Source organism: Chryseomicrobium aureum (assembly GCF_016909155.1).
GTDB classification, from domain to species: Bacteria; Bacillota; Bacilli; order Bacillales_A; family Planococcaceae; genus Chryseomicrobium; species Chryseomicrobium aureum.
Map to the genome: position 1 here is coordinate 38884 of NZ_JAFBFG010000015.1, position 25158 is coordinate 64041.

Below are 25158 nucleotides of genomic sequence, written 5' to 3' on the forward strand. Positions count from 1 at the left end.
AATCACTCCTTAGGAATGTGTAGTCACCTGCTCACGAACTTCTAACTTACCAATGTCTCGCAGGTGAACTTGATCAGGTCCATCCACAATTCGCAATGTCCGTGCGTTTGCCCAATGTGCCGCCAATGGGAAATCATCACTTACACCACCACCACCAAAAACTTGAATAGCACGGTCAATCACATTTAAACTCATGCGAGGGGCAGCAATTTTGATCATGGCAATCTCTTTTCGAGCACTTTTTGCACCTGACATATCAATCTTATGGGCGGCAGATAAAGTGAGAAGTCGTGCCTGATCAATTTCAATGCGACTTTCAGCAATCAGTTCACGGATGACGTCTTTATCGACGATTTTACTACCGAACACTTCTCTTGAGTTCGCCCGTTCAATCATTAGTTCCAACGCGCGTTCTGCGGCTCCTATTGCCCGCATACAGTGGTGAATTCTTCCTGGCCCCAAACGACCTTGTGCAATTTCAAACCCTCTTCCTTCTCCTAAGAGTAGATTAGAGGCAGGAACTCGTACGTTATTATAGTGCACTTCTGCATGTCCATGAGGCGCATGATCATACCCAAAGACAGGTAAATGACGTACGACTTCTACACCCTCTGTATCAAATGGGACAAGAATCATCGATTGCTGTTTATAGGTCTCTTCATCCGGATTTGTTTTTCCCATTACGATGGCAATTTTGCATCTTGGATCTAAGGCTCCAGACGTCCACCACTTCTTCGCATTAATTAAATAGTCGTCTCCGTCACGTACAATGGAGGCTTGAATGTTTGTTGCGTCTGAAGAAGCCACATCCACTTCTGTCATGGAAAAACAAGAACGTATTTCGCCGGAGAGGAGTGGCTTTAACCACTTTTCTTTTTGTTCTTCTGTTCCATATTTAATGAACACTTCCATATTGCCCGTGTCCGGAGCGTTGCAATTAAATATCTCTGGAGCAATCAATGAGCGCCCCATCACCTCACAAAGGTGAGCGTATTCATAATTGGATAAACCTTGACCATGTATTTCATCATCAATGAATAAATTCCACAACCCTTGCTCTTTTGCCTTTTCTTTTAGCTTCTCCATAATAGGTGGAACAGACCAGCGCGTTTCCGCTTGATTTAATTGCTCTTCGTAAACGCTTTCATTTTTATAAACATATTCATCCATAAAGCGAATTAATTTTGTATGTAACTCTTGTGCTTTCGGTGACAGTTCTTTTAGCACGTGTATTCCCCCTATTTCAATGATTTTTTTAAAATCTTACCTGATGCATTTCTTGGCAATTCTTTAATGATCATGATTTTACTTGGCACTTTATACTTGGCTAACTTTGTTAAACAATAGGCTCGAATACTTTCTGTAGATTCGGATGAAAGGGTATTTGACACAATATAGGCTTTAACAATCTCTCCATAAATTTCGTCCGGTTCCCCAACTACAGCTGCCTCCAAAATGTCGGGGTGACTTTTTAGTACATCTTCCACTTCAATCGAAAATATCTTTTCACCCCCACGATTGATCATGTCTTTTTTTCGGTCCAGAATATAAATGAAATTTTCTTCGTCTAGCATACCGATATCTCCCGATAGCCAGTATCCATCGGAAAAACCAGCTAGGTTGGCCTCCTCGTTCTTCCAGTAGCCTTTAATCACCATGGCCCCCCTAATACAAATCTCCCCAGTTTGACCGACTTTTAAGGTGGTCCCATTTTCATCAATCACTTTGACTTCAGCTCCATGCACAGGTTGACCAGCAGATCGTACTTTATCAATGCCATACTGTCGTGGCATTAAAGTCGCAGGAGATGTGGTTTCAGTAGACCCATAGGCATTATGAAGTTCGGCGTTTGGAAAAGCTCGTTTCAAAAGCTGAAACGTTTGTTGATAGATAGGCGATCCCCCATACGCTACCTTTTTCACAAAGGAGAAATCATTTTCTTTGAACATATCTGTGGTAGACATCATGACAAAAATGGTTGGCACATTAAACAAGAAGTTGATTTGATGTTGAAGAACGAGTTGAATATACGTTTCGTTTTGATACTTTTTCATCGAGTAGATTGTTGCTCCGTTATACAATTGGTGTAGTAGTTGTCCCACAAGCCCTGTAACATGGAACATCGGAACAGCTATTAACGTTGTGTAATCTTTATTCGTTCCAAAGATGGTTTTATAATTCATCACGCTATGAATTACATTAACATGCGATAACACAGCGCCTTTAGGTCTTCCTGTGGTACCAGAGGTATAGAGAATGTATGCAGGATCTGTTTCTTCCATTTCAGGAAAAGAGAGCTTCTCATGTTCGATTCCCTCTGAAGATATGTTTTGGAATGCTACTTTTTCAATCATGTCCATCGCCTCAGCAATGTTTGTCAGGTCAGCATGATACACCAGAAGCTTGCTTTCAGAATGCGAGAGAATATAGGCAATTTCTTCTGAAGCGAGTTTTATATTGACTGGGACAAGGATGCTGCCCATTAGTGCTGAGGCGTATACCAGAGTAGGAAAATCTATACCATTCCCCATCAGAATCGCCAAGCGATCTCCCTTTTGAACACCGTATTTTGTTGTTAACGTTATGGCTATACGACGTGCTCGATCCTCTAATTCCTTATAAGTTAAGCTTTCCTCCTCACTTACTACTGCTAGTTTAGATGGATTTACTTCAACCGATTGGTGAATAAATGCACCAATGGAATGCGGACGATTTTGAAATACCTGTATGTTTTCTCGATCGAACAATGTTATGGACTCTAGCATCATAGTTTCACCCCTGAACCCTTAAGATTAATTGTTTGATTTTACAAGCTTTAACAAATACGTAGAATAAATCTCTTGAATTTCCTCTACAGATTTACTTCCATTTGCTTTGTACCACTGTTGAATCCAGTTCATTGCTCCTAAAATCATCATACGAACCATGCGATAATCGATGGATTCAAATTCTTTTGAGGCGATGCCTTCTTTAATCACTGCATCAAAATAAGAGGAATACATGGAACGTTTATCTACGATCGGTTTTAGTTGTTTAGAAGCAAACGTTTGATCAGGCCTAACAATCATATTGAATGTTTCTTTTTCGTAAATGGCATAATCGATATGTTTATGAATCATTCTCTTTAACCGGTCCTCACAGGACCTTTCATCTTGATAAATTTGTGCAATATCTTCGATAGCTCTACTTAAAACCATCTCATGGCACTGATAAATTAAATCTTCTTTATTTTTAAAGTAATAATAAAGAGAGCCTTTGGTCATTAGTAATTCCGCAGCAATTTGCTCCATAGTTGTTTTCTTAGAGCCGTTTCTGTTCATAATTTTTACAGCGGATAAGATGATTTCTTCTTTTTTCTTTTGTTGTTTTTTCTCAGCTAGTTTCAAAGTACATCCACTTCCTTGCTTTAAAATGTAAGGGCTTTCAAATTAAACTAAAAATTTTAACTTCGTTCAATTTTCTGATAATTAAGTAAAGTATAAATCGCCTTAACTTCGAAGTAAAGAATTTTTTTGAACAAAGTTCAAATTTTAAACTGAATTATAAATTATATATCAAATAGCAATTAGCTGAGCAGTACCAATGACTGACTTTTGTTTAATAATTGAACAAATAAAAAAGACTAGCTATAGTAGCCAGTCTGTTAAAAGTTATTTACATAAATTAAGGACGTTCTTAACTGACTCAGCAGAACGATCAAGGGCTTCTTTTTCTGCATCTGTCAGCTCGAGCTCAATGATTTTCTCAATACCGTCGCCACCTAAAATCGTTGGAACGCCGAGATAAATATCCGAATAGCCGTATTCACCTTCCAAATAAGCAATGGCTGGCAATACTCTCTTCTCATCTTTCAAAATAGCCTCTGCCATTTCTACTAAAGAAGCCGCTGGTGCATAATAGGCACTCCCGTTACCGAGCAAGGAGACGATCTCACCGCCACCTTTTCTCGTCCGTTCGACGATAGCTTCCATGCGATCAGGTGCAATCAAGTCACTCAGTGGAATTCCACCGGCATTCGAATAACGCGTCAATGGAACCATGTCATCCCCATGGCCACCTAACACAAATCCTGTGATGTCTTTGGCAGAAATGTTTAGTTCTTGTGCGACAAACGTTGAGAACCGGGCAGTATCTAATACACCTGATTGGCCAATCACTCGATTTTTGGGGAAGCCTGTGGTTTGGTAACAAACATACGTCATGGCATCCACTGGATTACTTAAGATCAACACATAACTGTTCGGTGCATACGTCTTAATGTTTTCAGAAACTGAACGCATGATGGATGCATTCGTCGCCACGAGGTCATCTCGACTCATGCCCGGTTTTCGCGCAATGCCTGCAGTGATGATGACAAGATCTGCATCTCGAATCGATTCGTAATCGGACGCGCCCGTAATATGCGTGCTAAATTTTTGTACAGGACCCGTCTCCAACATATCTAGCGCCTTGCCCTTTGTCGGGTTCTCTTGCTCTGGAATATCGACCAACACGACATCCCCTAGTTCTTTCTGCGCCAGCATAAATGCGGTGGTTGCTCCAGTAAATCCTGCTCCGATCACGGCTATTTTGGTACGTTGAAAAGCCATTGTAACGCCTCCTCTGTTTGTAATGAGAAACTACGTCTTCCTACTTATTGTAGACCTTTTGCTGTGTTTTCGCGAACGCAAAACGACCCACCCAAAGGGTGAGTCGTTAGCTGACGATGATACCTGACATCATGCCAATATAGGCACAGGCCACAGAGGCTACTCCGAACAAACCGCCTGCTGCGATGGGTGCTCGTTTGATAAACGCCGTCACGACCAGCCCGCCGAAGATAAACGCAAGGCCGCCGAAGAACAATACAGGAAGCCCTAGTTCAAAGCTCAGCGCCTCTCCTGTGATCAATGAACCCTCAAGGAATAACAGAGATAGCGCAGAAAGATTGCCCTCCGTGACCATTGAACTTGGGGGTGCCTGATGACTGAAGAAGGCGGTCACCATGAAAATGGCAAACAAAATGACGGATTCTGCACGAACCCACGGAATCGGATTCAGTTTACGTGTGATCAACCAGCGTTTCATAAAGAAACTATTGATCACAATATACGCAATCAAAGGAATCATAAGCAACTGTTTGATGAACAGACCTTGTCCGTACGACGTGCTTAGTCCAGTCACATAATTGGGTACGGTTAGGTCCATCAATAAAAACCCGCTGACTCCCATCGTGATAAAACAAATGAAGGCTACCGGGGAAAACCATTTTAGCCAGTTCAGCCAATTGGTTGTCGTCGTGGCGAACCAGGCAATAACGAGAACCACGCCGACCCAGATAGCAGCGGCAAGCAGATGGAGAAAATCACCCACAAAGCCTCTCACTGGTGCAATGGAGCTGGCATGACTTGCCCAGGCGATGGTGCCAATCATAAACACGGTGAGTGCAAGATACGCCGCTTGAAAGAACCACTCGTTTCGGTGCTGAAATAGCGCATACAAAACAATTAGCAGCACGCCACCTAAGAGTGTGAAATCCCATGCGAGACCTGTGCGATACGATAGCACGACCATCTCAAATGCTTCCGTAAATGACAACCGCGGCATCAGTGCAAATGTAATTTGAAGTATCGGAATAAACGCACCAATCACCACAGCCAGTGTACTGATCAATATGACAATTGGAGACACTCGCAAAGCGGGTCGTTTCGTTACAGGTACCGCCAGCAATAAAAAGCTTCCAACAAGTACAGCCAGTCCAAGCGACAGTACCAGCTGCCCTGCCATAACGAGGAGTTCCATTACGCTCTCTTTGTTCTAGTAATAGTGAGGATGCTAACCGCTACTAGCACGACCGCAAGTGCGGCAATTATCCAGATGAATGGAGAAGTGCTTTCTTCTTGAGCTGTCGCTGTTGTAGAAGCCACTTCTGTCGCTTGGGATGTCTCATCGGTTTCTTCTTGTTCCGCTGCAACTGGTTCTTCCTCTTCTGTTGCTACCTCTTCCTCAGTAGCTACCTCTTCTACTGATGCATTAATACTAAAGGTAAATGTCCCGTTTAAAGGATGTCCGTCTTCACTTATTGAATTCCAATTGACTGTGTACATGCCATTTTCAAGAGGTTGTTCCAATTGACCAGTTAGAACGCCGTCTTCAATCGTAAATCCTGTTACGCTTATTTCTTCACCTGATTCAGTGATTACCTCAAACACACTACCTTCTTCAATTTGGCCAGAGTAAGTCAGTGTAACTGTATCAATTGTTTCTGTCAGTTCCGACCCGTCTTCTGGATTTGTCGTACTAAGTTCAGTGTGTGCAAATGCAGTTGTTGAAAAAATAAAGTAATTAAAAATGTGACTGATAGAAGTATTTTTTTCATAGAAAGGCCTCCTTTACATTCGGTTTAAGTATACGAAACGTTTGTGAAATATGAATGAACTCTATGAGGCTAACGCTAAAACTTTTTAAATGGATCAACTTCCTTTAGACATGCACTTGAAATTCTGTCATCATTGTAAAGGGGTGTAGAGCTAATGAAGCGAAAAAAACAACCGGTGAATAGTGAACCTATTTTATTAAGTTCCGGAATTTTGTTGCTTATCTTCTCTTTGTTTATACCTATACCTATTATTTTGTTTATGCAAGATTTACTATTTTTCAAGGATGATACATTATCGGTTATTCGTCATGATGAAGCTTTTAAAGGGTTGGCTGCTGCTTTTGCTTGGCTGGGAATTGTTGCACTAGGCGCGTATGCGACTATCGTTTATGCAGATAAAAAGAGAAAGCCTTATCGTCTAAAATGGGTGCATTTGATTTTGGCCTTCCTCAGTGTACCGATTGCCTTGTTTTCGCTATTCAGTTATTCATCTGTTCAAGAAACTTATATAGAAACTCAAAATTTTGGGGAGTTTAGTTCTGAACGTATAGAGTTGGTTGAAGTTTCTCAAATTACGCGTCATTATGAACCAAATCCCACCCGAGTAACATCTATTACATTTGTAAGTCCAGATAAAGAAATTACAATCCCATTCAGTGCAGAAGATGGGCGGACTTCTCGCGCTATACAGAGAATCATTGGTGATTATTCGATTCCTGTGATAGAGGATGGGCTTTAACAGTTAAGGAGTTGGCTATGGAAGAGTTAATCATTTTACTAAAGTACATATTTTTAGGTTCCCTACAGGGGTTTACTGAACCCATCCCTGTCTCGTCTAGTGGACACCTTGTCATTGCTCAAGAATTATTTGGGTTAAACATGAGTGTAGACGATTTTACGTTTGAGATTTTAATGAACTTTGCATCACTTCTTGCTGTTCTCGCGATTTACCGAAAAGATCTTATACGTTTAGTTACAAACTCATTAAGTTATGTACGTGTTAAAACAGAAGAAACAAAAAAAGATTTTCAGTTTGTGCTCTACTTAATTATTGCCACAATCCCTGCAGGAGTGATTGGACTGTTGTTCGAAGATACCATCGCCTCCGTTTTTAGATCGTCAAAAACTGTAGCTGTTGCTTTAATCGCTACAGGTATCGCTCTATTCTTTATTCGGAATTTGAAGGGGCGCAAAAATGATGGGGATTTGACTTGGAAAGATGCAGTTATTATAGGGTTTGCACAAGCGATCGCTTTAATCCCAGGTGTGAGTCGTTCTGGTGCTACCATCGTTGCAGCAATGGGTCTTGGGATGAAGCAAGAGACCGCTCTTCGCTTCTCGTTCTTATTGTTTATCCCAATTAGTTTAGGTCTCATCCTAGTAAAAATTCCGGACCTTGCGCTTGGTGATATGTGGCTACCTTACTTACTTGCTTTCCTATTCTCATTCGGTTTCTCTTACTTTGCTTTAAAGTGGTTCATGAATATCATGGCGCGTGGAAACCTGATTTATTTCACCATCTACTGTTTAGTTGTAGGGTTTGGATTCTTGATTTTTGGTTAACAAAAAAGAAGCGAGGACAAAAGTCCTCGCTTCTTATTTTGTTTCACGGTGCAGTGTCACACGCTTCAAACGTGGGCAATATTTTTTCAATTCAATACGCTCCGGATTGTTACGCTTATTTTTCGTTGTGATGTAATTGCGGTCTCCTGTTTCAGTACATGCCAATGTAATATTAACTCGCATTTTTATTTCCTCCTAGTTTTGAATAATCGTTTCTGCACCTGGCAGAGTGTCGTTAAATGACGACCAGTCTTGTTTTAGTTCTTCTTCGGTCAACAAACAGCTAGTAAGATCTTGACGAATTGTCTCTTGCTCCATCTTGATCCCGATTAAGACAAGCTCTGTTAAATACGCATCTGTGTCTTCTTCCCAATGTCCAATTTTTTCAATTGTCATGGCTGGCCCAGCCTGTGAAAGTAAAATGGCATCTTTTGGTCGAGTCGCAATCCATAAAAATCCTTTTGCACGAACAACTTCCACTGGCCATTCCATCAACCAATCCATTAAGCGTTCGGGGTGAAAAGGGCGTTCAGCTCTAAACACAAACGATGAAATCCCGTACTCTTCCGTTTCTGGAATATGCTCTTCGTTTAGCTCTTTGATCCAACCAGCACCTTGGCTTGCTTCTTCAAAATCAAATAAGCCTGTGTCTAGTACATAATCTAATGGAATTTTCGAATGATCTGTCTCGTAAATCTTTGCCCCAGGATTTAGTTTACGAATAACACCTTTTAACTCCGCGACATTTTCTTCTTTCAACATATCGACTTTATTAATTAAAATGACGTTCGCAAATTCAATCTGATCAATCAATAAATCCGCCACTTCGCGCTCATCATCTTCTCCAACGGCTTCTTTACGGTCAAGAAGTGTTTCGCCTGAAGTGAAATCGTGCCAGAAACGATTTGCGTCAACAACTGTCACCATTGTATCTAAGCGGCTAATCTGTCCTAAATCGATGCCAACAGTTTCATCGATATAAGTAAATGTTTGTGCAACTGGAATAGGCTCACTGATTCCTGAAGATTCGATAACCAGGTAATCGATGTCTCCTGTTTCAACGAGCTTTTGTACTTCTAGAATTAGATCTTCACGCAGTGTACAGCAAATACAACCATTTTGCATTTCTACGAGTTTCTCTTCTGTATGACGAAAGCCACCTTGTTTTACAAGTTCAGCATCTATATTGACTTCGCTCATGTCATTCACAATAACCGCTACTTTCAGTCCTGCTCGATTGGCGAGAATATGATTGAGTAGTGTTGTTTTTCCAGCTCCGAGATAACCGCTTAATACTGTCACAGGAATTTTTCTCATAGTAAAGCCCCTCACTTATCAAATCGTAATCATTACGTTTTATAGAATACTTTATTCCTTGTCTTAGTGCAAGCGAAACTTTTACATGTGCTTTCCGTAAATGACTTAAAGGAGTGTTGATCATGAAAAATACAGGAGTTTGTCCAAAATGTAACCATGACGAAGTTCTTCATGTCCATGGTATTCTTGAACTCAATGAAATTGGGAATAATATTTATACAGGAATAGGGGCTTTGACAGCATCTCCAGTTGGGCGCTATCTTTGCATGAGTTGTGGCTATATGGAAGAATGGCTAGACAATATGCACGACCTCGAGAAAATCAAAAAGCGCTATACGCCATTTAAATGGGGAGACTAAAAAAAGAGCCGGTTTGAGGCTCTTACTTGATATGCTTTTCAATTAGTTCCTTCAACGGATTTAAGTAATCTTTCGGCAACGTACCTAAATCATTTAACATAATTGAACGGACCTCATCTATTCGAGTGTCACCGACAAACTTATATCCCTTAACTGTTATTGAAACAACACTTCCAACGATTAATTCTAAAAAATCATGGAGTGGAGTCGCATACAATCCATCCAGCTCTTCACGCTGAATCTCAAAATCTTCAATCGTTCCGGAATGCTTATATAAAAACACATGCGCGAACTCTGCATCATGAATATCTTTCGTATGAATGCAATAAGGAATCACTCCAAGCGAAATCAACTCCCCATAGTTCACATGTATACCGAGCTCCTCATCCATCTCACGGATACCCTCTTCCGCAGTTTCATGGGCTCCAATATGTCCCGCTGCGGTAATATCCAAATCGCCCGGATAATCTTTTTTCAGCAAACTACGAAGTTGAAGATAAATCCACCACTCCCCTTGCCGCTTCTCGAGAACCCAGCAATGAAACACTTCATGCCAATCGCCGTCTCAGTGCACTTCCTCTCGTTCTTTATCTTGTATATACCTATACTCATTAGTGAATGTGCGGATCATCTCCCCCATTCTAAACCCCCCCTAAAAAAAATCCTCTCCCGCTATGACGATGCAGAAGAGGATTTTGTTCATTTAGTTTAACTTCTCTTTACCAGGCAACTCATTGATTTGCAAAGATGCATAGGTGTTACAGAATTTAAAGACTGTCTCGACAACCACTTTCGCACTATATTCCATGAACGGTTTCATAGGTTCTCGATTGTTTGGATGGTAGAATGTCGTTAAGAAATCGAGCAGCAAGTCATTCACAATCTTCGTCGTCATATACGCAAGCTCTGCGTGACGCGCCCGTTCTTCTACAGTCTCACCTTTTAAAACGAAGTCCCGCTGCTTCTCCATCATCTTTTGAAGCTCTTCCGGATCTTTCACCATCGTCCGGAGATTCCCTAAATACACTTTAAAGCTATCCGGTGAATAAAACGTCTCTTTATCAATACTTTGAAAGAAAAAGTTGTTCATCCCATTTGTATGATTGATATAAAACGCAACGTTTTGCAGCAAAGACTCAAGATATACTTCATCTGACTCTACTTTCGCGCGCTTCTCCACAAGAATCTTTTGAATTCCTTGTTGGAGTGTCTCTTTCTCCCATTTCGGTTGCTTTGTAACCGCATTGATCACGCCAGCTGTCTGCTTCGTTAGTAACTCCATTGACATGTTCGAACACTCCCATATAGTTTCTGACAATTTCGATAATACCAGTCTACCATAAATAAATCCGCCCTGCAGGGTGCTTTAAAAAATAGCCCAGTAGACCAAATGAAAAAACACGGGTGCTGTATATGTTAAGCTATCCACTTTATTAATCGTCTTACTTTCAATCACTTGTCCATCTACTGTCTCCCGTAAAAAGAAGTTTCGTTTGAGCGCTGACATGACAGCCGTTCCAAAGAAGCCTGTCGCACCAATCAAAAATCCAGCGAAAACACTAAATGGAACAGACATCGGAGTAATCCATGGCGCTATCACTACCGCGAGCAAAGTTGTTCCGAGTATCCCAGCCATAACACCCTCCCACGTCAAATCCGGATTAGCCACTGGCAATACTTTTCGTTTGCCCCATTTTTTTGAAACCATATACTGAATCACATCATTGGCCTGCGTCAACGGAATCAAGAACAAAACCATTAAAGCCCCGTATTGTGTAGCAATTCCAACATCATGACGCGTGATTTCTGGCATTTTTGCAAACAACGCTAAATGACTTAAACCAAATACTAAAAGCATTAGCCCCCACTGTGTCATACTGACAGATTTTAAAAATCCTGCACTGCTTTTTTGAAATAGACGAGCGAGTGGCAGAAATAAGAATACATAGATTGGAATAAAAACAATAAACATGCCGTACCATCCAATATAAATCCAGTAAAAGTTGATAGGGATTGCAAGGTATGCCCAGATAAAAAGTCTACGGTCATGCTTGCGTGTCTCGAGCATTGAAAAGTATTCGCGTAATGCTAAAAAGCATAGCACCATTAGTGACAACAATGAAACATTCGGATGAACTAAAAATGATAGTCCAAAAATTGTTGCCATCCCCCACCAGAGCTTTGTGCGGATCACTAATTCTTCATATTTATTTGCGCCCTTATTTTTCCTCTTTTGAAAATATGTTATAACTGATACAAGAAGACTTACTGCAATCAACACTAGAAATACTACATAGACGACATAAAATGTCGAATTCATAAAATACTCCACCAACATTTGCCCACACCCCTGGTATCAAACAGAAGGAGAGGATCCCCTTTGAATGAACGATTTGTCTACATCTTATTAACCGATACAGGTACTGTTTTTACAAAGACTATCAAAACGTACACGAAAGCTCCCTATAATCATTCTTCTCTCTCTCTCGATAAAGAACTGACTCAATTATATAGCTTTGGGCGCAAAAAACCCAACAACCCTTTTCAAGCAGGTTTTGTCCAAGAAGATGTCCTTAACGGCACCTATAAAAAGTATCCTAATACAACATGTGCGCTTTATGAAATCCAAGTAAGCCCACGTCAATATCAAAAGATTGAGCGGATGATAGCATTATTTCAGAAAAACAATAAAAAGACGATTTATAATTTATTAGGTGTCTTTGGCGTTGCAGTAAAAGCTCCGTTCGAACCAAAAGGGTCTTATTTTTGTTCACAATTTGTTGCTGAAATTCTACATCGTGCTGGAATTCGCTTTTGGCCCAAGCTCCCTTCATTAGTTGAACCAAATGATTTTCGAACAATTTTATCGTCATACTTAGTCTATGAGGGATTACTACAAGAATATGTAGCACAAAAAAAGAGCTAGTTGACGAACAAATTAATTTCCAATGTATGGTTTCCTAATTACCGAAATGGTATACTATTCTAAATAATTGAACTTATATGGATGTGACCCAATGGAAGCTATCGATTCCTATACACAGATTCAAAGCGCTTGGTCCACTGTGCACTCTGACGCAAAAAAAGCTGCACGCATCAGCCAAAATATTCTAAATACTACTACTAAAAAAGAAAATGCACTTCTATATGCACAAGCTGAAATCACGCTTGCTTTTTGTCATGCCCATGAAGGGAAAAACGCAGAGGCATTAAGTCTCGTCAATCAAACCCTGCAAGTCGTTGAACACTATCAATCTATTGAATGGATCGTCAACGCAAAACGAGTAATTGGATATGTATACTCTAGCTTAGGTGACCTGAAGCGTTCAGGGGATGCATTTGAAGAAGGTTTATATCTAATCAAGAAATATGATTTGCCAATTGACCCACACTATTTAAACAACCTTGGGTTTATTTATTATGAACTTGGGGAGTTTAAACAAGCACACAATCAGCTCTTAGAAGCACTAGCTGTGGCGCAAGAGCAAAAGCATGATATTGTCCCTTTATTGCTATCGAACGTGGCAGATCTTCATCTACAGTTTGGGGAAATAGATGAAGCAGAAGAATTCAATAAACAAGCCTTTACAATACTTCAAACGAAAGTAGAAGATCGCAATTCATTGGCACATTGTCATAGTATCTTTGGATTGATCTCGAAACATAAAAGGCATTGGGAAGAAGCTTATGAATCGTTTGCACTCGCTTTAAAAATGTATCAAGAGCAAGATGCAAAGTATGCAGTAGCTACAATTCTGATTGATATGGGTGGTCTCTATTCAGATCAAGGTCACTACACACATGCATTAGAAAATTATAAAGAAGCATTAGAAATCGCCGAATCCTTAGAAGCAGTCTTATTAACTCAAGAAATCTTACAAAAGATGTCGGATGTCTATTATGCATCAGAAGAGTATAAAAGAGCTTACCAATATCTACTGCGTTATAACGAAGTGACTGAACAAATTAAAACAAAAGAAGTAAAAGATCAACTCTCTCGTTATATGACAGAAGCTCAAGTAGAACGCATGCAACGGGAAGCGGAGATCGAGCGATTGCAATTGAAGCGTGAGTCGGAAGAAGCTTCAATTCGAGCGCAAGTACTAGAAGACTCCTACCAAGATTTGAAGACTGTCAGTGAGATTGGTCGCCGTATCATCGCGAATCAAGAAGACGCAGAAGCGATGTATTCAGTTTATCTTGATTTAAATCGCTTGATGGATGCAGATATCTTCGGTTTATGTCTATACAATAAAGAAACCCAAGAAGTCGAGTACCGTGCATTTGTTGAACAGGGTACACTCCTTTCCCTTAGCAATAAAAGCATTCAAGACACCTCCAGTCTGTCAGTGCGCTGCATTCGGGAAAACCAAGAAATTCATATTAGAAAAGCTGTCGTAGACGAAGACTATACACCTCGAGAATCTGGATTTCCGGATAAAAATCCGCGTTCTATCCATTTCTTACCGCTCAGCATGAATGATGAGACGATTGGCTCTATGACAGTGCAGAGTTATGAGCAAGATGCCTTTAGTGAACGTCAGATTGAAATGCTGCGTTTACTGGCTTTGTATCTATCCATTGCAATGAGTAATATGCTGAAGTCAGAAGAATTGCAACTTCAAACTCGTAAATTGGAACATCTGGCAAAGACAGATCCTTTAACAAACTTGTACAATATGCGCCACATGAAACAGTTACTTACGCAGTCCATGGAGACGTACCATAAATCCAATAAGTCGTTCTCTATCTTAGTCATTGATTTAGATCACTTCAAAGAAGTAAACGATTCATACGGTCATAGCTGCGGTGATTACGTTCTCCAAGCACTCAGTCGGCACTTTCAGTCCTTCACCCGGCAATCGGACGTTACAGCTCGTTGGGGTGGCGAAGAGTTTTTAATGCTCTTGCCAAACACAGATTTGCAGGATGCACGAACGATTGGAGAGCGTTTACGTCAATCCATTGAAGAACTCGAGATACGTTTCAATACGATTTCGATTCATATTACAGCAACGATTGGTATTGCTACGTATTCTTCAAAAGATTGGCATGTAGATGAACTCATTGAACGTGCAGACAAAGCACTTTATATTGGGAAAGAAGCAGGACGAAATCAAGTCGTGGCCTATGGCAGTGAATAGAAAAGTGCTTCCCTAGTTTTTCTAGGAAAGCACTTTTTGTTTATGGCAGACGGTTCCCTGCTGCTTGGTAGATTGTATACCAATCTTTTCGCGACAGTGTGATTTCTGCTCCGGCAACGATTTCTTTGATACGGTTCACTTTTGTTGAGCCTGCAACGACCTGCATATTGGCAGGATGGCGGAGAATCCAAGCTGCTATAATCGCTGATTTTGTTACACCGTAATGTGTAGCAAGTTCTTCTAACACTTTATTGAGTTCAGGGAAACGTGGGTGATCCAGATATACCCCTTCAAAGAAACCAAACTGGAACGGTGACCAGGCCTGAATGCGAATGGATTGTTGTTGGCAATAGGTTAATACACCCCCATCTCGATCTATGGCTCCTGAAAATTCCGTGTTGGCTTGAATTCCTGTAGTCAACAATGAAGAGTGTACAGGACTAAACTGTAATTGATTGATTTCAATTGGCTGATGTGTCGCTGCTTGCAACCATTCTAGTTGATAGCGGTTGAAATTACTTACACCGAATGAACGAACTTTTCCAGAACCTGCAAGCGTATCAAATACATCGGCAATCTCATCAAGCTCCATCAATGCATCAGGTCTATGTAGCATGAAGACGTCGATGTAATCTGTCTGAAGACGTGAAAGACTTGCATCTACTGATGATAAGAGGTGTTCTTTAGAACTATCATAATATCCCGCTCGAATAGAAGCTTTTGTTTGTAGCACCATCTTGTCACGCAACGATGGTTCGTTTTTGATGACGTTTCCGAATCGTGTTTCACATTCCCCGCGGGCATAAATATCGGCGTGATCAAATGTATGAATTCCTAACTCAAGTGCATGTTGTACCCATTCTGTCAGTTCCTGATCCGTCAACTCGTTGATGCGCATACAGCCCATTACAAATGGATTATCCTTCACTGCAATTCCTCCTTCATACGAAAAGACGCTACTCTTTTCTTATTAGGAAAAGAATAGCGTACTCTTACAAAATATCCAACCAAATTTTTATAGCTGTCGCTAAAATTAGCCCTGCTAGAATCCATTGGAGGTATTTCGTATTCATTTTTTGACCAATTTTCGCCCCGAGTGGTGCTGCGAGAACACTTGCCACAATCATGACCGCTGCAGGTCCATAGAGGATCTGATCAGTTGCAATTTTTCCGATGGTAGAACCAATGGATGAAATAAATGTGATTGCTAAGGATGTTGCAATTGTCATTCGCGTTGGAATTTTTAAGACGACAAGCATGATCGGAACTAAAATAAATGCTCCAGCTGCTCCCACAATTCCTGCTGCAATCCCTACTATAAAAGCAAGCCCTGCAGCCAACCATTTCGAAAAGACAATTTCTTCGACTGGACGATCATCTAAGTTTTTCTTCGGTAAGAACATCATGATGACAGCCAAAGTCGCAAGTACCGCATATACGATGTTGATTGCGCCTTCTGAAATTAACGTAGAACCGTATCCTCCAATAAAACTACCAATTAAAATAGCTCCACCCATATACGTAATCAGTGTTTTATTGAGATACCCACTCTTACGGTACGCCCAGACACCTGCAATTGTTGCAAAAAATACTTGGATGGCACTGATTCCAGATACTTCATGCGCTGAAAACGCTGCGAATCCTAGCATCGGTGGAATATAGAGAAGCATAGGATACTTGATAATCGAGCCTCCGATGCCGACCATTCCTGAAATAAATGAACCGATGAACCCGATTAAAAAGATGACAACGACAAATTCGATACTCATCTCTATTCCTTCTCCCCTTTAAATACCCCTATAGGTATATTAAAGTGTATGCGACAAAATGTCAACCTATGCATTTTACTAAAAAAAGCTGCCCTTTTGAAAGGACAGCTAGGAGTATTACTTCTCTTCTTTATTAAACCAAAGTTCGTCTTGATCATCGACATCGCCATTGTAATTGATGAGAATCTCTTCTCCTTCAGCAATATCCGTATACGCATAAAAATCAAACGTTTGGTTGTCAAAATTGATTTCATACGTCGCATTTGGTGTATACGAATGATTAAACAGCATCCCGTATCCAAGCAAGATCGCAGAACGGCCAATCCCATATTCAAATGCATAGTCTGCAAGATGCGTTTTTTCAATATACTGATGTTCTTCATTCGGATAGGCTAAGACCGGGGCTTGATGGAACAATGTACCCTTTGTGATCGTTTGTTTTGCAAACACGCCTCTGTTCATTTCACCTTCGCCTAATGGAGACCATTTAATTTCAATCATACAAGTACCTGCTTTTCCTAGATTTGTCTTCCCTACTGTACCACGTTCGTTCAATTGAGTCTAAATCTTAAAAAATCGGGTATAGAAAAGTACTTTCTTTTTGAGGAGCGAATGCCAATGATGAAATTAGTACGAGACAAATGTCCAGAACTGAAGATGGAAAAGCCTGAAAGGTTAAAAGGAACAGCTTATCGAGTTGCTTTGCAACAACGCCTTCTTGCTACAGCAGAAAATTACCAAAAAGCTGAGACAGACCGGAAGGCTGTTCAAGAACTTGTTGATTTAGTTGAGCTTGTCCACGCACTACTTCCCGCTCATAATATGACATTTGAAGAACTTGAAATGGTACGCAGACGTAAAAAAACAGAACAAGGTGCTTTTGATCAAGGACAAGCTATACCTAACACAAGCCTCGATTCCTAACTTTGGAAACGGGGCTTTCTCGTTGTCACAGTTCCTTCAAATCCTAGTCCATTTCTAAGCCCTGAGAAGTGTATAGACAGCGAAGAATCCGTATAATAAGGAGTAAGAGGTGAAGCCAATGAAAGCGCTCCAAGCGTGGGCCTTCCAATATCGAACGGTACTAATCATTCTATTTCTTCTTACAGGCGTTTTAGCCGCAGCTATTATCGTACAAAGCTATGCTATCGTGCAAGTAGTCGATGGTGTATTTGTACAGGACGTCTCTTTTGAAGAAATTAGTTTTTTTCTTGTCATTCTAGTTGGGGCATTGCTCATTCGTTCAGTAGTAAACTACAGCAATGCTCGTTTAGGCCTACACTTATCATTAACTGTCCGAAAATCGATACGTAACGACTTATTATCGAAATGGACAAAACAACCAGTATCTGAAAAAGGACGCAATCAAACTGGAGAAAAATTAACGACATTAATCGATTACGTGGATCAGCTTGATCCCTACTTCAGAGAATATGTTCCGCAAGTGATTAAAACAACGATTGTTCCTTTGGCAATTTTAATTAGTGTATTTATAGTGAATCCTAACAGCGGATGGATCATGTTGATCACCGCTCCATTTATACCGATTTCGTATATTTTAGTTGGTTTAAAGACACAACAAAAATCCGACCGCCAATTGGCAGAGCTCTCATTCTTTTCTGGGAAGTTTTTAGACATCTTGCAAGGACTTCAAACCTTAAAGCTTTTCGGACGCGGCAAAGAACAGGCTACTGTTCTAAAAGAAACCAATGCGGGCTTTCAAAAAACGACGTTGTCGATTCTGAAAATCGCTTTTGCTTCCTCGTTCTTTATTGAACTGATCATCACATTGGGAATTGGATTGCTAGCTCTAGAGATCGGCTTCCAGATGCTCGTGTTTGAAACGCTCGCATTTGCTCCAGCATTTTTTGTATTAGCAATTGCGCCTGAGTACTACAACTCCTTGAAAGAGCTTGGGGCCGCATTCCATACAGGTCGTGGGAGTTTAGCGGCTGCCGAAAAATTAAAAGAAGAATTGGATGCTAAAGAGAAATCTGTGAAGTGGGGCTCATCACCTCTCCGCTCTCCAATTCGTTTAGATTTAAACAAGGCTACTTACTCATATGGTGGTGAATTTACCTTACAAATTGATGCACTTGAAGCACTACCGAATGAACGGCTCGTTATTATAGGCCCTTCAGGACAAGGGAAAACGACACTCCTTGGCGTTTTAGCCGGACTTTATGATCCATTTACTGGAACAATAGTGGTAAACGGAAAGGAACGCAATACAGTCGATGAGTCCAGTTGGTGGGATCAGACAACGTATATCTCTCAACATCCTTATCTATTTTCAGGGACAATCCGCGAAAACATTGAGATGGGTACTGTTTCATCCGATGATGAATTGAAGCACGCTATTGAAGCGTCCGGTTTAACAGAACTGATCAGCACCCTTCCACAAGGTTGGTCAACAGCGGTTGGTGAAGGCGGGCGCGGATTATCCGGTGGCGAAAAGCAACGAATTGCTTTAGCCCGCTCCTTTCTCAAGAAGCCCGCTCTCGTCTTTTATGATGAACCGACTATCGGTCTTGATGTGAAAACCGAGCGTATCCTATCACAATCGATGGAGAGCCTTTCTGAAACGGCCACTGTGATAACGGTTGCCCACCGCCTACCAACCATTCGGAAAGCTGATAAAATCGCTGTGCTTGAAGACGGTCGTCTTGTTGCTTTTGGGCCTCCTGAACATGTGATACGCGAAAATGCTTATGCGGCTTCTTTATTAGAAGGAGGCGATGACGTATGAAAGAACTAATTAGCTTACTGGCAGAAGAACGAAAAGATGTAGCGATTGCCATAGCTCTAGGAGCAGTTAGTGGATTAACAGCCATTGCGTTGTTTGCTCAAAGTGGATTTTTGATTTCTCAAGCTGCATTGTCCCCACCGTTTTATACGATTTTAATTTTAACTGCATTTCTTAAGTTGTTTGGAGCGGTGAAATCATCCAGTAAATATTTTGAACGCTTGATTTCGCATCGCGTGACGTTTCAAGCGCTCAGTCGTATTCGCGAGCACTTCTTTGCACAGCTGAGTCCCCTAGTGCCGCAAATTTTCACACGCTATCGCAGTGGTGACTTACTCAGCCGCTTTGTGAGTGATGTCGAGATTATTCAGAATTTCTTCTTGCGCGTGGTCTATCCACCACTTGTCACGGCTGTCGTATTTTTAGCGACCGTGTTTTTCACGTTGTTCTTCTCAATCTGGTTAGCTCTCGTTATGATTCTCGGGTTTCTGCTTGTCGCCCTTGTCATACCGGCACTATTTTCCGAAAGACTAAGAAGAAATGATGTGTTAGTGAGACGGGCGGCTGTTGCTACAGAAGCCGCGGAGTACATTGCCGGATTTCGGGAATTGAAATTGCACAATCAAGTGAAACAAAAAGAACAGGCAGTGCAACAAGCACAAGAGGCGTATATACGCGAACAACGTCAAGTTGGAAACGTGCAATTGTGGAGTCAGACATTAAATGCTTCTGTTGCTTCCTTAACAGCGTTTGGTATATTAGCTGTCGGTGCTTACTTAGTAGCACAAGGTGAATTGAATGGGCTGTTTTTAGCCATGCTGACACTTGTTGCATTGACGTCGTTTGAAACCGCCGTACCGATTGCCGGTGTGCCAGGACATCTTCATGAAAGTCGTCAGGCACTGAACCGACTTCAAGTGGTCGTAGATGAACAACCGCCTCACCACTATGAAAAGTTAAATCAAGCGTCTGCGTATTCACTTCATGTACAAAATGTAAACTATCTTTACCCAGAGGCCGACCGATTCACTTTAAAAAACTTGAATCTGGAATTGATAGCAGGAACACGGACGGCATTAGTAGGGGCTAGTGGTTCTGGTAAATCGACATTGCTTCAATTACTTGCAGGCATGGCGTCTCCAACGAGTGGAGACATTCGTGTGAATCACCAGTCTCTCACCGCCCTTGATCCTGAATCCTTATGGAATGTGGTGGGTGTTCAGTTACAAACTAGCCATTTCTTCTACGGAACAATTCGAGAAAACTTGGCGATTGCAAACCCGAACGCACAAGATCAAGAACTTCAGGACGCTCTCGAAAAGGCGCAGTTCATAATTGAACTCGATGCACCAGTGTTTGAACGTGGGGAGAACTTATCAGGTGGGGAAAAACAGCGACTAGCACTAGCTCGTCTGTTCCTCACGAAAAAAGCGATTTACCTTTTCGACGAACCCTTCACAAGTCTAGATTATCAAACAGAAAAAAACCTAACAGACGAATTGTGGAAACATAGTATGGGGTCTACGATTGTATTAGTCAGTCATAAACTCTCAGGTCTCGAACAAATGGACCAAATCGTAGTGCTAGATCATGGACAGATTGTCGAGAAAGGGTCCTATGAAGAACTGATGACCCAAAAAGGTGTGTTCTATGAAATGAAACAAATTGAAAGTACCATTCTATGAAAAAAGCTGTCCTTCTGTCGAAGGGCAGCTTTTTACTTTCCAAATAATTGTTCAATCAAATCTTCAGGAGGAAGCGGTCGACTGTAATAATAGCCCTGAAACACATCACACCCAAGTTCCCGTAGTTGATGAACTTGATAAGGTGTTTCAACTCCTTCAGCAACAACCGTCATATCCAAGTGATGTCCGAGGGAAATAATAGTGGCGATGATGGCACGCCCTTCTCTCGTCGAAAGTTTATCTGTAAACGCCTTATCAATCTTGATGTGATCAATCGAAAAGTTCTGCAAGTAACGAAGGGAACTATAACCAGTCCCAAAGTCGTCCATCGCAATGCGGACTCCTAACGTCTTCAAATCACGTAATATCTCAGCAGCGATGTCTTCTTGCATAGCAATCGTCTCTGTTATTTCAAGCATTAGACAGCGGGGTCCCAATCCAGTTCGTTTTAAAATTGCTTTGATTTTTTCTTGAAGATCGGCTTGATAGAATTGACGAAGAGAGAGGTTGACAGCTATAGGAGTTGCCGGAAAACCTTTCTTTTGCCACTCTGCATTTTGGCGACAAGCTTCTTCAATCACCCATTCGCCGATCTGTACGATAGCACCTGTTTCTTCAGCAATCGGAATGAAGACATCTGGGGGAACCATGCCAAGTTCAGGATTGTTCCAGCGAATCAATGCTTCAATTCCATGAATCTTATTTGTATTTGCATGATATTGTGGTTGATAGTATAAAACAAATTCTTTATTTTCGAGTGCTTGATGCAAAAGATTTTCCATGCGTAAATCAGAATGTGCTAATCCTTCAATGTCTGAACTATACAGTTTAAATGTATTTCGTCCGTACTTTTTGGCGTGATACATCGCATGATCTGCTGCCCGAATCAACTCCTGTTGTTCCTTCCCATGTCGTGGGTAGAAGCTTATACCTACACTAGCTGTCAAAATAGTGGAGAATCCATCGATATCATACGATTTCGTCAGCTCGGAGATGACCTCTACAGCCATCAATTTAATGGCAAGTTCGGATTCCATCGGTGTGAGAATAGCAAATTCATCGCCTCCATAGCGAAACACTTGACCACGATCTCCAATGACAGCTTTCAACCTCTCCGAAAAAGAAGTGATCAACCGGTCACCTGCTTCGTGCCCTAAATGGTCATTGATGAATTTAAAGCGATCAAGGTCTACAATCCATTAGGCAAACTCTTGCTCAGTGGATGGGTCTACCTTTTGCTTTAGTTCTTCGTTGAAAAGACGTTGGTTTCCTAAACCCGTCAAGCTATCATAGTATGCCATATAATGCATCATTTCTTGATGTTTTTTGAGCAGTGTGATGTCTTTACCAAAAGTAGCGTTTGCAAATCCTGTTTTGAAAAATGCGTTTCAAATGCGTGCGTCTGATTCGTGTTTTCCATACCTACCCACCTTTTAATTGCCAACTTGAAAGAATTTTCAGTCTCCTAATTATATCAAAGGATAGCTGATTTGTAGCAAATAGAAGATAAATACATAAAAAAAAGGCCTGAAGATGTCAGACCTTAGGTACTAGAGACTAAACGAGAGTAGTTGTTCCATACATAAAGTAAGATGATTTTGTATCCGCTTTGATTGTGTACATGGCTTCATCTGCGAAACGAATCAGTTCTTTCTGATCTTGGGTATGGTCTGGATAGACAGCAATCCCAAGGTCTACTTTAAATTCAATAGTGTATCCATTAATTACACAAGGCTCTTCAAAAACTTGAACGATACGCTCTGCAATTCGAATTGCATCGCTTTCTTTAATCAATTCGGGTAACACAATTGCAAATTCGTCTCCTCCAAGACGTGCGACGGTATCAACTTCCCGGACTGATTGCTCTAAACGGCGTGCTATCTTCACGATAACTTCATCGCCGACTTCATGTCCATAGGTGTCGTTGATTCGTTTAAAATTTCGTCCGTCCAGTAAAATCAGCCCAACACGTTCTCCATGACGACTTGCATGTCGAAGGGCCATGTTTAATCGATCTTCGAATAGGCGGCGGTTCGGAAGACCTGACAAATAATCATGAAAAGCCATTTTAGCAAGCTTCTCACGATATTCCATTCGTTCAGATATGTCACGTGCAGAAGTTACGACTTGGGTCACTTGCCCATCTTTTAAAACGGGAGTCGCAATAATTTCCATCCAAATAAAGTGACCTTGTTGATGACGGTGTTTCACTTCAACTGTAATGGGTTTCGCCAGCAGTGCGACTTCTTCAAATGATTGCACAATTCGATTTTTATCTTCATCAGCTAGAAATTCACTAAAATGATGACCTAAATAATCTGATGGTTGGAATCCCACAATTTCTTCACTGGAAGGAGACACATAATCAATAATTCCTTCAGGACTAATTAATTTAATTACATCTAATGAGTTTTCTGCAATGAGTCGATACCGCTCTTCGTTTTCTCGGAGTTTTTGTTCTAACTGGTACTTCTCAGTGATGTCTTTTACAATCGCTAAAATATACAAACATGTTCGGTCTTCATTTAAGACAGGGTAAAGGGTAGTGTCTCCGATAAATTTGCGGGTAGGATTAACAAGTTCATGAATAAACTTTACGGGTTCTCGTGAAGTAGCTACTTGCATGTACTGGGCATGAAGAAGGTCAGCTTCTTCTTTATTTGAAATGATTTCTTGCAGAGTTTTGTTGATTTTTGATTCATCAAACAACAAAATATCTTTTACAGCTTGGTTAATATATTGGTAGGAAATTCCTCGTGGCTCTACTTTCATTAAAAACACCAAGTCATCGACATAGTCAAATAAGCGTATCATTTTTAATCCTTCAGATAGATACGAATCGAAGAATTGTTGCATACCCATTTCCCCTTTTCCCAAAAAAACAATAATTGGTTTGATTATATACTATATACCCTTTAAAAATCGAATTTTTCGCAAATAAAGTGAGTATTTTGTGACACATTCTATTATATTTATGATTATTACCATAGAAATATGCGCAACAAAGCCCTTCTTCCTTTATTTTGAAGAAGGGCTTCATTTATTCCCATTCATAAAGCTGTTTCAAGTTTGATTGAACCTCTTCAATGGTTTTCGCCTGCATAGGTTTCTTTAACCAACGATCCACAAAGTACAAGGCATCTTCTACAGGAATCGCATATTTGATTTCTCCAAAGTCACCACCAGTTTGCGTAATGACTCCAATTACTTCACTTGATTTCGCATCAAATAGTCGCCCCCCACTACTGCCTGATGCGACTTGTGCATCAAACTGAATGAATTGGTTATAGTTTGACGCACTTTCCATTTCTACGGATCTTTTACGGCCCGTGATATACCCTACAGCTCCTGTGTTCTGGTTATCGTAAGGAGTACTAATTGTAAGGATAGGGATTCCTGGCTGAACATTTAATTCTCGGTTAATCGGGACGCCTTCATTGCCTTCATAATCTGGTACGTGAATCAATGCAATGTCCATGAATTCAGATATCCCTACCACGGTTCCGTCAGAAGGATGTGAGAAGGAGTTCCACACGGTAACGTCTAGACCATCCGTGACGACGTGAGCATTAGTGATCACGTATCCACCATCCGTATACAAAAATCCAGAGCCCCATCCAGTTTCTCCTTCAATCACCATGACAAGTGGATCTAAGGCTTTAAAGTTACTTGAATAATCCGGCAGTCCATTCATTTCTAGTTGAGATGAAACAGGTAAGGCAACCACCGTTTCTTGTTCATTAAAATAGAACCCACTTAGATTGAGCCCCAACAGAACCCCGATGACAACTAGTCCTGTTGCTTTGATGCGTGATTTCCACGGTGATGTTTCTTTCTCAGATGTTTGATGATTATCCATCTTCTTCCTCACAGTCGTTTTCTTCAAATTATATAATCATATTAGGATACTTCATAGGGTTATTCTTCTTATTTTTCTAATTCTTTCTCAATCGACCTTTCCAAATTCATAAACCTATTGAATAGTTCTTGAGCAGTTTAATAGTCAGGGTCGTCAGATTAAAATGTATATGTCTCTACCAACTCTTCAAATGACATGTCTTCCCCCCTTTCTTATATAACGGTTGTCACGCATCATTGGATTTCCAAGTTGCCATTTTTTTCAAATCATAACCACCAGTAGAACTGGTGGTTTGCTCTGCGCCTATAAGGCGCTTTTACTGGCCATGTCTGAAAGACATACTGAACGGGTGGACCAG

At 40.9% G+C, this 25158-nt stretch carries 26 protein-coding genes; 8 read left to right on the forward strand and 18 right to left on the reverse strand.

Annotated elements, in window-relative coordinates:
- Positions 1 to 9: 9 nt before the first annotated feature.
- The 6 genes from JOD03_RS10375 to JOD03_RS10400 form a co-directional block, all read right to left on the reverse strand.
- Positions 10 to 1170, reverse strand: coding sequence for an acyl-CoA dehydrogenase family protein (locus JOD03_RS10375; RefSeq protein ID WP_239584947.1), 1161 nt, complete (start codon positions 1168 to 1170; stop codon positions 10 to 12).
- A gap of 68 nt (positions 1171 to 1238) precedes the next feature.
- Complete coding sequence (locus JOD03_RS10380) at positions 1239 to 2768, reverse strand: class I adenylate-forming enzyme family protein (RefSeq protein ID WP_204590858.1); 1530 nt, start codon at positions 2766 to 2768, stop codon at positions 1239 to 1241.
- A 24-nt stretch (positions 2769 to 2792) separates the two neighbouring features.
- Positions 2793 to 3386: a TetR/AcrR family transcriptional regulator gene (locus tag JOD03_RS10385; protein ID WP_204590860.1), complete on the reverse strand. Its 594-nt coding sequence runs from the start codon at positions 3384 to 3386 to the stop codon at positions 2793 to 2795.
- Positions 3387 to 3650: 264 nt separating this feature from the next.
- Positions 3651 to 4589 carry a malate dehydrogenase gene (gene mdh / locus JOD03_RS10390; protein WP_204590862.1) on the reverse strand — a complete coding sequence of 313 codons (939 nt, stop codon included), beginning with the start codon at positions 4587 to 4589 and terminating at the stop codon, positions 3651 to 3653.
- Positions 4590 to 4695: 106 nt separating this feature from the next.
- Positions 4696 to 5781 carry a copper resistance D family protein gene (locus tag JOD03_RS10395; protein WP_204590864.1) on the reverse strand — a complete coding sequence of 362 codons (1086 nt, stop codon included), beginning with the start codon at positions 5779 to 5781 and terminating at the stop codon, positions 4696 to 4698.
- Positions 5781 to 6251, reverse strand: coding sequence for a copper resistance CopC family protein (locus JOD03_RS10400; protein ID WP_239584948.1), 471 nt, complete (start codon positions 6249 to 6251; stop codon positions 5781 to 5783). Before JOD03_RS10400 ends, JOD03_RS10395 begins: the two co-directional genes overlap by 1 nt.
- A 261-nt stretch (positions 6252 to 6512) precedes the next feature.
- On the opposite strand from JOD03_RS10400, the gene JOD03_RS10405 reads away from it, so the two are divergent.
- Together JOD03_RS10405 and JOD03_RS10410 are read left to right on the forward strand one after the other, a co-directional pair.
- Entirely contained in the window at positions 6513 to 7097 is a 585-nt protein-coding gene (locus JOD03_RS10405) for a hypothetical protein (RefSeq protein WP_204590866.1), read from the forward strand.
- Positions 7098 to 7114: 17 nt separating this feature from the next.
- Complete coding sequence (locus tag JOD03_RS10410) at positions 7115 to 7921, forward strand: undecaprenyl-diphosphate phosphatase (RefSeq protein WP_204590868.1); 807 nt, start codon at positions 7115 to 7117, stop codon at positions 7919 to 7921.
- Positions 7922 to 7954: 33 nt separating this feature from the next.
- On the opposite strand, the gene rpmG is transcribed toward JOD03_RS10410, so the two are convergent.
- The gene (gene rpmG / locus JOD03_RS10415) at positions 7955 to 8104 is read right to left on the reverse strand and encodes a 50S ribosomal protein L33 (RefSeq protein WP_066461706.1); all 150 of its coding nucleotides are present in this window, start codon (positions 8102 to 8104) and stop codon (positions 7955 to 7957) included.
- Between the two features lie 12 nt (positions 8105 to 8116).
- Positions 8117 to 9238: a GTP-binding protein gene (locus JOD03_RS10420; RefSeq protein ID WP_204590870.1), complete on the reverse strand. Its 1122-nt coding sequence runs from the start codon at positions 9236 to 9238 to the stop codon at positions 8117 to 8119.
- A gap of 122 nt (positions 9239 to 9360) precedes the next feature.
- On the opposite strand from JOD03_RS10420, the gene JOD03_RS10425 reads away from it, so the two are divergent.
- On the forward strand, positions 9361 to 9597 hold the full coding sequence (locus JOD03_RS10425; RefSeq protein ID WP_204590872.1) for a hypothetical protein: 237 nt from the start codon (positions 9361 to 9363) through the stop codon (positions 9595 to 9597).
- 22 nt (positions 9598 to 9619) lie between these two features.
- Here the strand turns inward: JOD03_RS10425 and JOD03_RS10430 are convergent, their stop codons facing one another.
- The 3 genes from JOD03_RS10430 to JOD03_RS10440 all read right to left on the reverse strand — a co-directional run bounded on the left by JOD03_RS10430 (position 9620) and on the right by JOD03_RS10440 (position 11917).
- Entirely contained in the window at positions 9620 to 10144 is a 525-nt protein-coding gene (locus JOD03_RS10430; RefSeq protein ID WP_338032465.1) for an NUDIX hydrolase, read from the reverse strand.
- 156 nt (positions 10145 to 10300) lie between these two features.
- Positions 10301 to 10885, reverse strand: coding sequence for a hypothetical protein (locus JOD03_RS10435; protein ID WP_204590874.1), 585 nt, complete (start codon positions 10883 to 10885; stop codon positions 10301 to 10303).
- Between the two features lie 78 nt (positions 10886 to 10963).
- Entirely contained in the window at positions 10964 to 11917 is a 954-nt protein-coding gene (locus JOD03_RS10440; RefSeq protein WP_204590876.1) for a phosphatidate cytidylyltransferase, read from the reverse strand.
- Positions 11918 to 11977: 60 nt separating this feature from the next.
- Between JOD03_RS10440 and JOD03_RS10445 the strand changes: the two genes are divergently transcribed.
- Entirely contained in the window at positions 11978 to 12523 is a 546-nt protein-coding gene (locus tag JOD03_RS10445; RefSeq protein ID WP_204590878.1) for a hypothetical protein, read from the forward strand.
- Positions 12524 to 12614: 91 nt separating this feature from the next.
- Positions 12615 to 14741: a sensor domain-containing diguanylate cyclase gene (locus tag JOD03_RS10450; RefSeq protein ID WP_204590880.1), complete on the forward strand. Its 2127-nt coding sequence runs from the start codon at positions 12615 to 12617 to the stop codon at positions 14739 to 14741.
- A gap of 40 nt (positions 14742 to 14781) precedes the next feature.
- Here JOD03_RS10450 and JOD03_RS10455 read toward each other — a convergent pair whose 3' ends face one another.
- From JOD03_RS10455 to JOD03_RS10465, 3 genes are all read right to left on the reverse strand, one after another.
- Positions 14782 to 15648, reverse strand: a complete 867-nt coding sequence (locus JOD03_RS10455; RefSeq protein WP_204590909.1) for an aldo/keto reductase — start codon at positions 15646 to 15648, stop codon at positions 14782 to 14784.
- Positions 15649 to 15733: 85 nt separating this feature from the next.
- Entirely contained in the window at positions 15734 to 16510 is a 777-nt protein-coding gene (locus JOD03_RS10460; RefSeq protein WP_204590882.1) for a sulfite exporter TauE/SafE family protein, read from the reverse strand.
- Between the two features lie 117 nt (positions 16511 to 16627).
- Entirely contained in the window at positions 16628 to 17011 is a 384-nt protein-coding gene (locus JOD03_RS10465; RefSeq protein ID WP_204590884.1) for an SET domain-containing protein, read from the reverse strand.
- Between the two features lie 117 nt (positions 17012 to 17128).
- On the opposite strand from JOD03_RS10465, the gene JOD03_RS10470 reads away from it, so the two are divergent.
- The 3 genes from JOD03_RS10470 (at position 17129) to cydC (ending at position 20941) form a co-directional block, all read left to right on the forward strand.
- Positions 17129 to 17434 (forward strand): nucleoside triphosphate pyrophosphohydrolase, encoded by a 306-nt coding sequence (locus JOD03_RS10470; protein WP_204590886.1) that lies wholly within the window; start codon positions 17129 to 17131, stop codon positions 17432 to 17434.
- A gap of 118 nt (positions 17435 to 17552) precedes the next feature.
- On the forward strand, positions 17553 to 19259 hold the full coding sequence (cydD, locus tag JOD03_RS10475) for a thiol reductant ABC exporter subunit CydD (protein WP_239584949.1): 1707 nt from the start codon (positions 17553 to 17555) through the stop codon (positions 19257 to 19259).
- On the forward strand, positions 19256 to 20941 hold the full coding sequence (cydC, locus tag JOD03_RS10480) for a thiol reductant ABC exporter subunit CydC (protein ID WP_204590890.1): 1686 nt from the start codon (positions 19256 to 19258) through the stop codon (positions 20939 to 20941). The genes cydD and cydC overlap by 4 nt, the downstream gene beginning before the upstream one ends.
- 32 nt (positions 20942 to 20973) lie before the next feature.
- On the opposite strand, the gene JOD03_RS13885 is transcribed toward cydC, so the two are convergent.
- From JOD03_RS13885 to JOD03_RS10500, 4 genes are all read right to left on the reverse strand, one after another.
- On the reverse strand, positions 20974 to 22137 hold the full coding sequence (locus JOD03_RS13885; protein WP_338032466.1) for a putative bifunctional diguanylate cyclase/phosphodiesterase: 1164 nt from the start codon (positions 22135 to 22137) through the stop codon (positions 20974 to 20976).
- A 3-nt stretch (positions 22138 to 22140) separates the two neighbouring features.
- Complete coding sequence (locus JOD03_RS10490) at positions 22141 to 22242, reverse strand: diguanylate cyclase (RefSeq protein ID WP_204590900.1); 102 nt, start codon at positions 22240 to 22242, stop codon at positions 22141 to 22143.
- Positions 22243 to 22498: 256 nt separating this feature from the next.
- The gene (locus tag JOD03_RS10495; protein WP_204590902.1) at positions 22499 to 23797 is read right to left on the reverse strand and encodes a diguanylate cyclase domain-containing protein; all 1299 of its coding nucleotides are present in this window, start codon (positions 23795 to 23797) and stop codon (positions 22499 to 22501) included.
- Between the two features lie 184 nt (positions 23798 to 23981).
- Positions 23982 to 24800 carry a S1C family serine protease gene (locus JOD03_RS10500; RefSeq protein ID WP_204590905.1) on the reverse strand — a complete coding sequence of 273 codons (819 nt, stop codon included), beginning with the start codon at positions 24798 to 24800 and terminating at the stop codon, positions 23982 to 23984.
- Positions 24801 to 25158 lie beyond the last annotated feature (358 nt).

Bases quoted from the DNA above. Each gene is read 5' to 3' on its own strand.
- JOD03_RS10410 (WP_204590868.1), top strand. From the start codon at position 7,115: ATGGAAGAGTTAATCATTTTACTAAAGTACATATTTTTAGGTTCCCTA.
- JOD03_RS10395 (WP_204590864.1), bottom strand. From the start codon at position 5,781: ATGGAACTCCTCGTTATGGCAGGGCAGCTGGTACTGTCGCTTGGACTG.
- mdh (WP_204590862.1), bottom strand. From the start codon at position 4,589: ATGGCTTTTCAACGTACCAAAATAGCCGTGATCGGAGCAGGATTTACT.
- JOD03_RS10470 (WP_204590886.1), top strand. From the start codon at position 17,129: ATGATGAAATTAGTACGAGACAAATGTCCAGAACTGAAGATGGAAAAG.
- JOD03_RS10455 (WP_204590909.1), bottom strand. From the start codon at position 15,648: ATGGGCTGTATGCGCATCAACGAGTTGACGGATCAGGAACTGACAGAA.
- JOD03_RS10450 (WP_204590880.1), top strand. From the start codon at position 12,615: ATGGAAGCTATCGATTCCTATACACAGATTCAAAGCGCTTGGTCCACT.
- cydD (WP_239584949.1), top strand. From the start codon at position 17,553: ATGAAAGCGCTCCAAGCGTGGGCCTTCCAATATCGAACGGTACTAATC.
- JOD03_RS10490 (WP_204590900.1), bottom strand. From the start codon at position 22,242: ATGGCATACTATGATAGCTTGACGGGTTTAGGAAACCAACGTCTTTTC.
- rpmG (WP_066461706.1), bottom strand. From the start codon at position 8,104: ATGCGAGTTAATATTACATTGGCATGTACTGAAACAGGAGACCGCAAT.
- JOD03_RS10405 (WP_204590866.1), top strand. From the start codon at position 6,513: ATGAAGCGAAAAAAACAACCGGTGAATAGTGAACCTATTTTATTAAGT.
- cydC (WP_204590890.1), top strand. From the start codon at position 19,256: ATGAAAGAACTAATTAGCTTACTGGCAGAAGAACGAAAAGATGTAGCG.
- JOD03_RS10500 (WP_204590905.1), bottom strand. From the start codon at position 24,800: ATGGATAATCATCAAACATCTGAGAAAGAAACATCACCGTGGAAATCA.
- JOD03_RS10465 (WP_204590884.1), bottom strand. From the start codon at position 17,011: ATGATTGAAATTAAATGGTCTCCATTAGGCGAAGGTGAAATGAACAGA.
- JOD03_RS10495 (WP_204590902.1), bottom strand. From the start codon at position 23,797: ATGCAACAATTCTTCGATTCGTATCTATCTGAAGGATTAAAAATGATA.
- JOD03_RS10425 (WP_204590872.1), top strand. From the start codon at position 9,361: ATGAAAAATACAGGAGTTTGTCCAAAATGTAACCATGACGAAGTTCTT.
- JOD03_RS10380 (WP_204590858.1), bottom strand. From the start codon at position 2,768: ATGATGCTAGAGTCCATAACATTGTTCGATCGAGAAAACATACAGGTA.
- JOD03_RS10440 (WP_204590876.1), bottom strand. From the start codon at position 11,917: ATGAATTCGACATTTTATGTCGTCTATGTAGTATTTCTAGTGTTGATT.
- JOD03_RS10435 (WP_204590874.1), bottom strand. From the start codon at position 10,885: ATGTCAATGGAGTTACTAACGAAGCAGACAGCTGGCGTGATCAATGCG.
- JOD03_RS10420 (WP_204590870.1), bottom strand. From the start codon at position 9,238: ATGAGAAAAATTCCTGTGACAGTATTAAGCGGTTATCTCGGAGCTGGA.
- JOD03_RS10460 (WP_204590882.1), bottom strand. From the start codon at position 16,510: ATGAGTATCGAATTTGTCGTTGTCATCTTTTTAATCGGGTTCATCGGT.
- JOD03_RS10375 (WP_239584947.1), bottom strand. From the start codon at position 1,170: ATGGATGAATATGTTTATAAAAATGAAAGCGTTTACGAAGAGCAATTA.